The 12501-nt window shown below is 62.9% G+C and carries 12 protein-coding genes and 1 tRNA gene; 4 read left to right on the plus strand and 9 right to left on the minus strand.

Features of this window, described 5'->3' with window-relative positions; all coding sequences use genetic code 11:
* Window positions 1-6: 6 nt before the first annotated feature.
* From IVA82_RS40720 to IVA82_RS40735, 4 genes are all read right to left on the minus strand, one after another.
* Window positions 7-792 (minus strand): ABC transporter ATP-binding protein, encoded by a 786-nt coding sequence (locus tag IVA82_RS40720; RefSeq protein WP_247387156.1) that lies wholly within the window; start codon window positions 790-792, stop codon window positions 7-9.
* The gene (locus tag IVA82_RS40725) at window positions 789-2759 is read right to left on the minus strand and encodes an AMP-binding protein (RefSeq protein ID WP_247387157.1); all 1971 of its coding nucleotides are present in this window, start codon (window positions 2757-2759) and stop codon (window positions 789-791) included. The genes IVA82_RS40720 and IVA82_RS40725 overlap by 4 nt, the downstream gene beginning before the upstream one ends.
* A gap of 328 nt (window positions 2760-3087) precedes the next feature.
* A tRNA-Glu gene (locus IVA82_RS40730) sits at window positions 3088-3162 on the minus strand.
* Window positions 3163-3219: 57 nt separating this feature from the next.
* The gene (locus tag IVA82_RS40735; RefSeq protein ID WP_247387158.1) at window positions 3220-3564 is read right to left on the minus strand and encodes a hypothetical protein; all 345 of its coding nucleotides are present in this window, start codon (window positions 3562-3564) and stop codon (window positions 3220-3222) included.
* Here IVA82_RS40735 and IVA82_RS40740 point away from each other — a divergent pair.
* From IVA82_RS40740 to IVA82_RS40750, 3 genes are all read left to right on the plus strand, one after another.
* On the plus strand, window positions 3563-4570 hold the full coding sequence (locus IVA82_RS40740; protein ID WP_247387159.1) for an RluA family pseudouridine synthase: 1008 nt from the start codon (window positions 3563-3565) through the stop codon (window positions 4568-4570). The two genes, IVA82_RS40735 and IVA82_RS40740, sit on opposite strands and share 2 nt — an antisense overlap.
* A 219-nt stretch (window positions 4571-4789) precedes the next feature.
* Window positions 4790-5689 (plus strand): RNA polymerase sigma factor RpoH, encoded by a 900-nt coding sequence (rpoH, locus tag IVA82_RS40745; RefSeq protein WP_148741962.1) that lies wholly within the window; start codon window positions 4790-4792, stop codon window positions 5687-5689.
* 376 nt (window positions 5690-6065) lie between these two features.
* Window positions 6066-6407, plus strand: coding sequence for a hypothetical protein (locus tag IVA82_RS40750; protein ID WP_247387160.1), 342 nt, complete (start codon window positions 6066-6068; stop codon window positions 6405-6407).
* 182 nt (window positions 6408-6589) lie between these two features.
* Here the strand turns inward: IVA82_RS40750 and IVA82_RS40755 are convergent, their stop codons facing one another.
* From IVA82_RS40755 to IVA82_RS40775, 5 genes are all read right to left on the minus strand, one after another.
* On the minus strand, window positions 6590-7213 hold the full coding sequence (locus tag IVA82_RS40755; RefSeq protein ID WP_247387161.1) for a peptidoglycan recognition family protein: 624 nt from the start codon (window positions 7211-7213) through the stop codon (window positions 6590-6592).
* 72 nt (window positions 7214-7285) lie between these two features.
* The gene (locus IVA82_RS40760) at window positions 7286-8488 is read right to left on the minus strand and encodes a GGDEF domain-containing protein (protein WP_247387167.1); all 1203 of its coding nucleotides are present in this window, start codon (window positions 8486-8488) and stop codon (window positions 7286-7288) included.
* Window positions 8489-9247: 759 nt separating this feature from the next.
* The gene (locus IVA82_RS40765) at window positions 9248-9859 is read right to left on the minus strand and encodes a LysE family translocator (RefSeq protein WP_247387162.1); all 612 of its coding nucleotides are present in this window, start codon (window positions 9857-9859) and stop codon (window positions 9248-9250) included.
* Window positions 9860-9885: 26 nt separating this feature from the next.
* Window positions 9886-10260 carry a response regulator gene (locus IVA82_RS40770; RefSeq protein ID WP_247387163.1) on the minus strand — a complete coding sequence of 125 codons (375 nt, stop codon included), beginning with the start codon at window positions 10258-10260 and terminating at the stop codon, window positions 9886-9888.
* Between the two features lie 313 nt (window positions 10261-10573).
* Window positions 10574-11380, minus strand: a complete 807-nt coding sequence (locus IVA82_RS40775; RefSeq protein ID WP_247387164.1) for a lytic murein transglycosylase — start codon at window positions 11378-11380, stop codon at window positions 10574-10576.
* 702 nt (window positions 11381-12082) lie between these two features.
* On the opposite strand from IVA82_RS40775, the gene IVA82_RS40780 reads away from it, so the two are divergent.
* Window positions 12083-12319: a hypothetical protein gene (locus tag IVA82_RS40780; RefSeq protein WP_247387165.1), complete on the plus strand. Its 237-nt coding sequence runs from the start codon at window positions 12083-12085 to the stop codon at window positions 12317-12319.
* Window positions 12320-12501: the final 182 nt, after the last annotated feature.

Consider the following 12501-nt stretch of genomic DNA (forward strand, 5'->3'; position numbering starts at 1 on the left):
TGCTCCCTAGTGCGCGACGCCGAGATAGGCGTCGATGACAGCCTGGTTCTTCTTGACTTCATCCGGCGTGCCGTCGGCGATCTTTACGCCATGATCGAGCACCGCGACGCGATGGGAGAGATCCATCACCACAGCCATGTCGTGCTCTATCAGCGCAATGGTCGTGCCGTAATGATTGTTGACGTCGATGATGAACCGCGACATGTCCTCCTTCTCTTCGAGGTTCATGCCTGCCATCGGCTCGTCGAGGAGAAGAAGATCGGGCTCCATCGCAAGGGCGCGGCCAAGTTCGACACGTTTCTGCAGGCCGTAGGGCAAACGCGCAACCGGCACCTTGCGAATCGCCTCAATCTCCAGAAAATCGATAATCTCCTCGACCCGGTGCCGATGCTCGATCTCCTCTGCCAGCGCGGGGCCGTAACGCAGCATCTGCCACAGAAGACCCCGTCGCATCTTCAATGTGCGGCCAGCCATAATGTTATCGAGCGCGCTCATTCCCTTGAACAGTGCGACGTTTTGAAAGGTGCGCGCGATGCCGCCACGGGATGCCTCGAAGGGCTCCATCCGGGCGCGGGTCCGACCCTTGAAGGTGATGGCGCCACGGTTCGGATGATAGAAGCCGTTGATGACATTGAGCATCGAGGTTTTTCCGGCGCCGTTCGGTCCGATGATGGCGCGAATTTCGCCTTTCCTGATGTCAAACGAAACGTCCCTCAGCGCCTTCACGCCGCCAAACGCCAGCGATACGCCCTCAACCTGAAGCAAGATTTCGCTGGTGTCCGGTGCCCTCATGCGGCCTTCCCCAGAGATTCCGTCGAACCAACTGTTTGCAAGTCGCGGATCTTGACCCGCGCCGCGATCACGCCCTTGCAGCCATCCTCAAAAGTGACTTCGGTGGAAATGTCGGCTTCATGCGAACCGTCGTAGAGCGCCGTGATCAGTGGAGCATAGCGCTCGGCGACGAACCCGCGGCGAACTTTCTGCGTGCGGGTCAATTCACCATCGTCTGCGTCGAGTTGCTTGTGCAAAATGAGAAAGCGGCGAATCTGCGCGCTCGCCATTACCTTTTCCTCCGCGAGGGAGCGGTTCACCGCGGCAACATCTTTCGCCACCATGTCATAGACCAGCGGATGCCCCGCCAGCTCCTGGTAGGAACCGTAGGCGATGTTGTTACGTTCGGCCCAGTTCGCCACAGCGGCCGGGTCGATATTGAGAATGATGCAAACGAACTCCTTGGAGTCGCCGTAAGCGACCGCTTCCTTGATGTTGGGAAAGAACTTCAATTTGTTCTCAAGATACTTCGGCGCAAATATCGTACCGTCGGCCAGCCGGCCGACATCCTTTGCGCGATCGATGATCTTCAGATGTCGTGTCTTCTCGTCGAAGAAACCCGCATCGCCGGTCTTGACGTAGCCGTCCGCCGTCAGGGTCTCCGCGGTCTTCGCCTGATCCTTGAAGTATCCGACAAACATGCCGGGTGAGCGGAACTGCACTTCGCCTGATTCCGCAATCCGGATGTCGACGTTCGGCGCCGCTGGGCCAACCGTATCGGAATAGATCTCGCCGTCAGGCTGACAAGTAACATAGAGGAATGCTTCAGTCTGACCGTAGAGTTGCTTCAGGTTCAATCCGATCGAGCGGTAAAACGCGAAAAGATCCGGACCGATGGCCTCACCTGCAGTATAGGCAACACGCACGCGGGACAGGCCAAGTACGTTTTTAAGGGGCTCGTAGACCATCAAGCGCCCGAGCGCATAGAGCAGCCGGCCAGACAGCGGCACCGGCTTTCCGGTCAAAATCGACTCGCCATGCCGCCGCGCAATGCCAAGGAAGTAGTTGAACATGCGCCGCTTGATGGCAGCAGCGTCCTCCATGCGGATCATTACCCGCGTCAGCATGGCCTCGAAACCGCGCGGCGGGGCGAAATAGAAGGTTGGTCCGATCTCGCGCCGATCCTGCTCGATCGTCTCACCACTCTCGGGACACGCCATGCAGAATCCAGCCACAAGTCCCTGCGCATAGTTGAGGTAGTGATCGCCGACCCAAGCCAGCGGCAGGTAGGCAAACACCACGTCATCTTCAGTCAATCTGTCAAACCTTGTGGTATCGGTCGCAGCGTCGATACAGCGCCGCGCCGACAGCATGACACCCTTCGACGTGCCGGTTGTCCCCGAGGTGTACAGGATGATCGAGATGTCAGAACCGTCACCCTGCCGGATGAATTCATCGATCTGCCCGCCAGGCGCAGCGCCGGCCGCAAGCGCAGCGCGACCGTCTTCGATGACATCGTGGATTGCAGTCAGTCGGCTGTGATCGTAGTCAACGAGGCCACGCGGCTCGTCATAAACAATCTTGTGGAGATGCGGCACCCGGTCGGATACAGACAAAATCTTATCGACCTGCTCCTGATCTTGCGCTGCAACAAACTTCACGTCGGCATGGGCGAGCACATAAGCAAGTTCGTCAGCCACGGCATCCGAATAAACCGGAACCGGAATCGCGCGCAGCGTTTGTGCTGCCATCATGGTCCAGTAGAGCTTCGGCCGGTTTGAACCGACGATGGCGATCGTGTCCCCTGGCTGCAATCCAAGCCGATGCAAGCCCGCGGCATAGGCACGCACGATCTCGGCAACCTGGGCCCAGGTCCAGGTCTGCCAGATGCCAAGATCCTTATGCCGAAACGCCGAACGGCTACCAAACTGCGCGGCGTTTCGCAGAAGCAACTTGGGGAACGTGTCAAACGGTTCGCCAACGGCCATTTCGGTCTCCATCCCAAACCGGCGCGTTGGTTCGCGCCTGCTTATGGTGACCTGCGCGCTTCAGGCAGCAGTCATGCGAGTTCCGTATGGTTCACCTCACAATACAAGGGATCGTAGGCGCTACAAGCTCCAGCTTGGTAGCCCCCGACGCGGCTGATTAGGTATTAAGTATTAATGAGAAACTAGGCTCGCGACGTATTCGTTACGAATTGGCCGTTAGCTAGTGGGGGGATGGATGGAGTCGCAATCACCTATGTCCGAGATGACCAGCATTCTCGGCATCCGTGCGCTGGTCGGGTTCGCAGTTTTGTTCGGAGTGGTGGCAGAATGGCGCTCCCTAGGGGAATCGAACCCCTGTTTCAGCCTTGAGAGGGCCGCGTCCTAACCGCTAGACGAAGGGAGCGTGAGGGCTACCGAATAGCCTCGAAATTTGTCCGCCGCAAGGACCCGAACCGACGTTTTACGGCTCATTGGCAAATTTCAGCTTTCCGGCGGGCTTCAAGGTCTGGGGGTTGAAAGTGCGGATCTCGGTCACCCCGCCGATCTCGATCGTGATCACCAGGCGGTCCCCGGCCACCCCACTCGAGACGATTTTGGCACCCTTCGGCAGGGTCGCGATGGCATCGAAGACGGCCTCCGGCGCCCTTCCCTCCGACTTGAAAAGGCGGTAGCCCACCGCGATCAGCACGGCGCAGATTGCCAGCGCCGTGGTCAACCCCGCGATCAGCATCATCCGCCGCACCCGCGCAAACAGCGCGGCCTGCTCGGGGCTCGGTTCGGGAACAGCGGTTTCGGTCGTCGTCATGGAAAGCTCGGGTTCAGCGCAGAGGTTGGAGGTCGTGGTCGGCGACGACGAGGGCTCGGTCCGGCTCGACCGCGTGCTGGCGGCGCACCTCGCTGATCTGTCGCGATCAAGGCTGAAGGCCCTGATTCTGGCGGGCGCGGTGAGCCTTAAGGCCTCCGCGGTCCGCGACCCCGCTTATCATGTCGCTTCGGGCGATACGATCACAATCGACGTGCCCGAGGCGGTGCCTGCAGAGCCCAAGGGCGAGGATATCGCGCTCGATATCGTGTTCGAGGACGACGACATCATCGTCCTCAACAAGCCCAAGGGGCTGGTGGTGCATCCCGCGGCCGGGCACGAGAGCGGCACGATGGTGAACGCGCTGATCGCCCATTGCGGGTCGTCGCTCTCCGGCATCGGCGGGGTGCGCCGGCCCGGCATCGTGCACCGGCTCGACAAGGACACCACCGGGCTGATGGTGGTCGCCAAGAACGACCTCGCGCATGCGTCGCTGACCGCGCAATTTGCCGATCACGGCCGCACCGGGCCGATGCGGCGCGGCTATATGGCCTTCGCCTGGGGCACCCCTGGCCGCCATCGCGGCACCGTGGACGCGCCGATCGACCGTCACCCGCACGCGCGGGAGAAAATGGCGGTGCGCCAGAGCGGCCGCGAGGCGGTGACGCATTGGGAAATCCTGGAGAGTTACGCCGGGCGCGACGGCAAGCCGATCGCCACCCTGCTCGCCTGCGAGCTCGAGACCGGCCGCACCCACCAGATCCGCGTCCATCTCGCCCATATCGGGCATCCCCTGCTGGGCGACGCCGTCTACGGCCCGCATTTCAAGACCAAGGCGAACCAGCTGGCGCCTGCGTCGCAGGCGGCCCTGACCGCGCTTGGGCGGCAGGCCCTCCACGCTTATCTGCTGGTATTAGAGCACCCGAGGACCGGAGAACTTCTGCACTGGGAGGCGCCCTTACCGGAGGATTTGCTTCTCCTCCAGGGCACTCTGAAAGCGGCGCTATGACGCAGGCCGATTCAGAAAAGCTTTACATTACAAAAAGTTATGGCAGCCACACGGGGACGTGACGTCAGTAATCCTTCCCTAAATGACCCCCCATGGGGTATATTGCGGCTGCGTTGAAATGACCAACGCGGAACATCGCAGCTACGACTGGCTTTAACAAAGTGGTCGTCTGCCTGGCCCGCCGCTATCGGGGGCCTGAACCTGTTTGGAGGGCGCACTATGGCCCGTACCGCTGCACTGCCGGTCCTCAATGGAGAATCCGGCCTTTCCCGTTACCTCGGCGAAATCCGCAAATTCCCGATGCTGGAACCCCAGCAGGAATACATGCTCGCCAAGCGTTGGCGCGAGCATGACGATCGCGACGCCGCGCACCAACTCGTCACCAGCCATCTCCGGCTGGTGGCCAAGATCGCCATGGGCTATCGCGGCTACGGCTTGCCGATCTCCGAGGTCGTCTCGGAAGGCAATGTCGGCCTGATGCAGGCGGTGAAGCGTTTCGAGCCCGAAAAGGGCTTCCGCCTCGCCACCTACGCCATGTGGTGGATCAAGGCGTCGATTCAAGAGTACATCCTGCGTTCGTGGTCGCTCGTGAAGATGGGCACCACCGCGAACCAGAAGAAGCTGTTCTTCAACCTGCGCAAGGCGAAGAGCAAGATTTCCGCGCTGGACGAAGGCGATCTCCGCCCCGACCAGGTGAAGATCATTGCCAAACGTCTCGGCGTCACCGATCAGGACGTGATCGACATGAACCGCCGCCTCGGCGGTGACGCGTCGCTCAACGCACCGATCCGGGACGACGGCGAAGCCGGCGAATGGCAGGACTGGCTGGTCGACAATTCGCCCAACCAGGAAGCCATGCTGGCCGAGCACGAGGAGTATGATCACCGCCGTGACGCCCTCAATGGCGCCATGGGCGTGCTCAACCCGCGTGAACGCCGCATCTTCGAGGCGCGCCGCCTCGCCGATGAGCCGATGACGCTGGAAGACCTTGCCGCCGAGTTCGGCGTGTCGCGCGAACGCGTCCGCCAGATCGAGGTCCGCGCCTTCGAGAAGGTGCAGTCCGCGGTCAAGGGCACGATCGCAAGAGCGGAACAAGCCGCGCTGGAAGCCGCGCACTAAGCGCGATTTCGTAAGCGCCAGAAGTTGGCGGATCGAAGAGACAAGAAGCCGGCGGCAACGCCGGCTTTTTTGTTGGGGTAGAGGGTCGCGCGAGCTGCTGTCCCTTCTCCGCTTGTGGGAGAAGGTGGCGCGAATTGTGGGAGAAGGTGGCGCGAAGCGCCGGATGAGGGGTCTCTCTCCGCGCATTCACCGTAAGAGATCCCCGCGCGGAGAGAACCCCTCACCCGTCTCGCCGCTGCGCGGCGAGCCACCCTCTCCCACACAGGGGCGAGGGTGCAGCGAGTTCGGCGCGGCAGACCTCGCCTTGAACCACGGCGACCGGTCAACCGACCAAAACACATCGGACCGACATCACGAAAGCGGACAGGCACGCGCCGTGTCGATCATCCTGCAATCCACCGTCGGCGGGTTCTCCGCACAGTTCATGCGCAAGCTGCCGCTGGTCGAGCAGGCGATGCGCGACCACGGGCTCGAGCCGTCGCAGTTCGTCATCTCCAAGGACAACGCCTCGACCGCGACTGTGCCGTTCGTCGGGCCGTTCTTCTACGATTACAGCGTGTTCTTCGGCGACGATCAGTTCACCGTCACCGAGCCGAACGACATGGTGTTTTTGGATTACTTCTTCAAACGCGTGCTCGCGGCGGATGAGTCGCCGGAATTGCCGCGGCGGCCGGGCCTGATCCGGCGCCTGTTCGGCTGGATGGCGCAGCCGGTGTGATTGCTTTTTCCCCTCTCCCCTTGTGGCCCTTGTGGGAGAGGGTGGATCGCCGCGTAGCGGCGAGACTGGTGAGGGGTCGTATCCGCGAAGACGTCTCTCACATTGTCATCTGCGGAGCGAACCCCTCATCCGGCGCTTCGCGCCACCTTCTCCCACAAGGGGAGAAGGAAGAGAGAGCCGCCTCACTCCCCCCACATCCTTGCTAGCGTGGCGAGCCAGCAGCCTTCGCAGTAGCGCGCGTCCTTGTGGTCGATCCAGTTGTGCGCATAGACGCGGTCGAGCGGAATGCCGTAGCGCGCGCGCAGGACCTGGACGAGGATTTTCCACGCCGCGACCTGCGCCGCGGTCGGGCCGGTCGCGACATCAGGATAGTTGCCGGCGAACTCGACGCCGATCGAGTTGTCGCGGACGACCTGGCGATAGGTCGATCTGTTGTCGATGTACTTGTTGTCGTTGCGGTTGGCGCCGTCGCCATGGGTCGGCACCAGGTTTTCGGCGACCGCCCAATAGACGGTGCCGTCAGTCTCGACCCACACCGTGACGCCGCGCCGCGCCGGGCTCTTCGATTGCTCCAGCGCGCCGCCGCGCGCCGAGCCCACCGGCCCCTCCGTCTGATGCACGATGATGTTGCGCCAGGGATGGGCGCTGCGGACCTCGCCCCACGGCGAAAGCCAGACCATTTTCAGGCCGGGAATGTCGGGCGTGCCGGAGGCCTGCGCGATCTTCGCGAGCTTGGCATCTATTGCAGCGGCAGGAGCGATCAAAACGAGGGCGGCGAGAACCGCCGCGAACAGGCGAGACATCATTGTGTGGACCCAATGCGGATCCGAGCCTACAGCATGGCCCGGACAAGTGAGCAGCGGTTTTCCGCGCCAAGCTCAGGCGAATTTGCGCGCGACCACGGCCGGCTCGGGCGAGAGCGGCGGTGCCGGATCGTAGACGGCAAGGTCGTTCTTGCCGCTCTTCTTGGCGGCATAGAGCGCGTGATCGGCGTGAGCGATCAGGCGGTCGGGCACCTGGCCGATGCTGCGGTCCCATTCGGCCAGCCCGATCGAGATCGCGATCGGGATGTCGTTGCCGGTGCAGCCGGCGGCATCCTGGCGGCAGACCTCGAGCACACGGCGGGCGATCGACGCGGCCTCACGCAGGCTAGACGACGGCAGCACGACGCAGAATTCGTCGCCGCCGGTGCGGGCGAGCATGTCGCCGGGCCGCAGCCGCGTCTGCGCCATCAGGGTGAAGTGCCGCAGGCAGGCATCGCCTGCGGCGTGTCCATGGGTGTCGTTGATGGTCTTGAAGCCGTCGAGATCGATCACCAGCAGCGAGAACGCTTCGCCGCTGCGCTCCGAGCGGGCGCATTCCTCGGTGAGGCGCTGCAGCAGATGGCGCCGGTTGGCGACGCCCGTGAGGTCGTCGAGCAGCGCGAGATCGGCGACCTCGTTGCGCAGCCGGTCCATCGCCATCAGCAGGAAGCCGAAATTGAGCGTCATCGATAGGAACATGAGCCCCAGCACCATGACGGCGTGGGACTGGCTGCCGGCGATGGATGAGAAGTCGCCGCCAAGCAGATTGCCGACCGTGCGCGCCACGAAGATCGCGATCATGGTGATGATGACGATCCCGGACAGCCGGGCGCCCGGACTGACACGGCCTTCCGGCGGCGACAGCAGCAGAGGCAGCGCCAGCAACAGCGGCAGGGCCTGACCGATCGTGTAGCAGAGCATGCGCAGCGGCATGTGATCGAACACGAACTTGAAGAACACGATGCCGCCGATGCTCAAGGCCGCCGTCGCAATCATGACGCGCCAGTGCACCGGCCGATCGTAGAAGCGCTGGATGCCCACCGCGGCGAAGGAGGTTGCTGCGACGACGCCCGCGCCTCCGATCAGAAGCGGCAGAGGAGACATGACGAACAGGCGGATCAGGGCCGTCAGCGCCCCCGCCGCGCCAACGAAGGCCGATGCCATCCAGAACCGCGCGGCTTCGAATTTCGGATAGGAGCGGATCACGTAGGCCCAGATCAGGCCGAGCGCCAGGAAGTTGACGACGAAAACTGTCCAGAGTGTCGGCACGTTCAACATCGCGGCCACAGCGCGCGCAGCGTCCCGCCCCCTTCGTTTGGCAGCCGTTCGTCCATCACCCATCCCCGTTTTCTTGCGGGGAAGAATGCGCGGGTTGCGCTTAACGGAGTCTCACTGCGACCCGTGAAAGCTCGGCTTTGGTTTTGATTTCGTGAACGGAGCGTGGCGATTGTCGGATCGTTAGCCATGCCGTCGGCATCGAGTGCGATAGCGTCGCGCACGACGCGAGGCGGATTCGCCGGTGAAAATCGCCCGAAAACACATCTGAGCTGTGGATAACGTAATGACGGGGATGTGACAGCGCGGGGCAGGCGGGCGCGAATCTGCTGAGTTTGTCGTCGAGGATGTTGCGAGGCTGGCCCTCCGCCGAGCATCCCTCGTGTCGCGTTCCCACCATTAACCTTGAGAGGATACTATGGCTAAGAAAGCGAAGAAGGCGAAGAAGGCGAAGGCGAAAAAGGCCAAGAAGGCGAAGAAGAAGTAACGCAGCTTCTTTTTCTTTGCCCGGGTGGAGCCTCGCTCCGCCCGGGCGTCGGGTAAGCTTGAGATTAAAGGTGGCGGGCGCGAGGCCCGCTTTTTTGTTGCCTGGACTCCGCTCTCTCACTCCCTCGCCCCGCTCTTCGCGGGGAGAGGGTGGGGTGAGGGGAGCTTCCACGATGACGGTGGCAGTCGGACTCGCGGAGACTCCCCCTCACCCGCATCCCATCTCCGATGGGATGCGACCTCTCCCCGCAAGCGGGGCGAGGTGAAGAAGACCGCCTACCTTTCCGCGAACGCCAGCTTGGCGCCGAGCGCCGCGAAGCCCGCAGCGAAACTTCGGCGCAGCCACGACATGATACGGGGACGGGAGATGACGCGCTCGCGCACCGACGCGGCACAGAGGCCGTAGACGACGAACACCGCAAACGTCATCGCCATGAAGACGCCGCTCAATTCCAGCATCCTCGTCAGCGCGTACGCCTCGTCCACCGCGATGAACTGCGGCAGGAAGGCCAGGAAGAAGATCGAGAGTTTTGGATTGAGGATGTTGATCAGGAAACCGGTCACGATGACGCGGCCGTTCGAGCGTTCCCTGAGCTCGCCGTCAACCGCCAGCGCTCCGGTCTCGCGCAGCGCCTGCCAGGACATGTAGAGCAGGTAGGCGACGCCGCACCATTTCAGCGCGGCAAACGCGAGCGCGCTGGTATGGAGCACGGCAGCAAGCCCGAGCATTGCCGCCATCATGTGCGGCACGATCCCGAGCGTGCAGCCGACGGCGGCAGCGACGCTGGCCCGCGAGCCGCGCGTCAGTGCCGCGGCCAGCGTATAGAGCACGCCGGTGCCGGGCGAGGCGACCACGATGAGCGACGTGAGCAGGAATGGCCAGGACATGTCTGTCCCTATCATCTCCTGCGGCGTTACGCCAACTGCGCGATCTCGGCCTCGCGCAGGACGTCGAGCGGCGCCCAGGGTTTGGGCCAGAACTTGGCACCGTTCGGCAAGGGCTGCATCAGCGGGCGGCCGGAGGTGACGACGACGTCGAGCCCCGGATTGCGGCCCTTGGCGACGTGCGCGAGCTCGACCCCGTTCATGCGGCCGGCGAGCTGGACGTCAGTCAGCATCAGGCAGAGCGCGCCGGCACTCTTCTCAAGCACGCGCTCGGCCGCCTCGGCACTGTCGCACTGGATGACCCGGTAGCCGCTCTCTTCAAGCAAGAGACACAGCATCTCGCGCTGCATGACATCGTCTTCAACAATCAACGCGGTGGCCTGATATGGTTGTGCTTGTCCCATTGGCCGTTCCCAAAATGCTCTTTTTGCCACGTAACGCATGTTAAGGGGGGCGACCCTCATATGGTTCGGTTCCAAACTGAAGAAATGTACATGGAAGTTCCGCGTCCGACCTGATGAACATGATCGCAAGCGTGCCGACGTGAGTGAAAGTGCTCGCCAACCCCACCGCTGTCATGCCCCGGCTCGACCGGGGCATCCAGTACGCCGCGGCTCCTCGGTATCGCGTCACTGCCTCTGGAATACTGGATCACCCGCTTGCTGTTGTGATGACGCCGCGCGTGTAGCGCGAGCCCGGCGCCTCACGGACATGCCGTCACTGCCCCATCAGCCGATCGGCAAAATACCCGATCGTCTTGCGGTAGATCAGCGCTCTGTTCCATTCGCGCATAGCCTCGAAATTGGCGGTGCCTTCGCCGTAGGGCTGGCCCATCTTGAAGCCGCTGGTGTGCAGCAGGTTCGCGGTCGAGGCCAGCACGTCCGGCACGCTGTGGCGGAGGTCGACGCGGCCGTCGCCGTCGAAATCGACGCCGTACTTGACGTAGGACGACGGCAGGAACTGGGTCTGGCCGATCTCGCCGGCATAGGCCCCGATGAGGTCGCGCAGCGGCAGGTCGCCGCGCTGCACGATCTTGAGCGCGGCAAGCAGTTCGCCCTGGAACAGCTCGGTGCGGCGGCAGTCATGCGCGAGCGTAGCCAGCGTGCGGATCACAGGCAGCTTGCCGATGTCGCCCTTGCCGAAATCGCTCTCCAGTCCCCAGATCGCGACCAGGATCTGCCGCGGCACGCCGTACTGCTGCTCGATGCGCGAGAGCAGCGCGGCATGGCGTTGCAATAGCGCCCGGCCGCCATTGATGCGGCCCGCACCGACGCGGGTCGAGACATATTGCTCGAAGCTCTTGTTGAAGGTGTAGCGCTGGCGCCGGTCGAAGGCGAGCACGGCGCCATCCTGAGCAATGCCACTGAACGCCGCGCTGGTCACGCTTGCAGAGACGCCGGCAGCCTGCGCCTCCGAGGTCATGCCGGCGACAAAGCTGTTGAAGTCACCGCCGCAACGCGCGGCCTCGGCCGAGCCGCCGGCCAGACAAACGACGAAGGCGGCGGCGAGGGCAAATCTCAACATGCGGGAAAATCCTCTGGGACTATGCGCGGAAGGCAGCGCGCAACCATGCCCGGGAACAGGATTCCCGTCAAAGCGGCAAGACCTCGCCACACGACTGATGCAGGCCGGCGAGCTCAACCGGCGCGTGGAGCTGGTGGCGCCGTGAAGGCAAGGATGGCGCGAGCTTGATGCCGTCGATATCGCGGCGCGTGCAACACGAGATAAGCAGCCGCGCACTCCTCTCTGGTCATTCCGGGGCGCAACGCGAGCCCGGAATCCATCGGGCTGCAGTGTTGGTGGCGCAATGGATTCTCAGATGCGCAATTGCGCATCATAACTCGCGACGTTGTCGCGCTCCGGAATGACAATCCGTATGGAACCCACGACGCATATCCGATGCGCTCGCCGCGACACCAGGACCGCGAAGATTTGCCTTGCCGCCGCAGAGCGCAAGCGATATCATTCTATTTTAGGTTGTCGCCCTGCCAGCCCCGGGCGGTGCTGAAGACCAAAATAAACGGCGGGCTTTCTCGGCCCGCCGTTTATTGCGGAAGGGACGGATTGGGCCATACGAGCCGTCTGATGCGAGCCGTCGGTCGCTTCCATCCGGCAAACGGCTTTCGGCGGTGGATTGTGCGGGGTTCGTGGCCTCAGGCCCGGCGTTGACGCCTGCCACCGCCGAAGCCATTTGACTGTGGCACTCATATCGACGACAAGCCCGCCATGGCCAAGAAACCTGGAACCAATCCCAAGGGCGAATTCGCCTTTTTCAACGTCGTCTATGAAGACGGCTCCCAACGCTCGAACCGGCGCGTGCCTGCCGATATCCTGGGCGGGCTCGACGGCGACGAGCCCGCACGCGGCCATATCATGGAGCAAGACCGCGAAATCGCGGAGAAATCCGGCAACACGCCGCTCGCCATCAAAAGTATCGAGCGGGTCGGCGTGAAGAAGAAATAGGCTCGCCCGCGAGGCACGCGAAGCGTCATCAGCAATCGGGATAGGGGGAGTCTCGCGACTCTCCCCTCCCACACCACCGTACATACGGGTCCGTATACGGCGGTTCACCGGATTGAGCGCGAACGGCTTGTTTTGCGTCCGCGCCAGAGGTTCAGATGGTGGGCTCCGTCACGTCGGCTTCG

Origin of the sequence: Bradyrhizobium sp. 142 (genome assembly GCF_023074015.1) — a bacterium.
Lineage (GTDB): Bacteria > Pseudomonadota > Alphaproteobacteria > Rhizobiales > Xanthobacteraceae > Bradyrhizobium.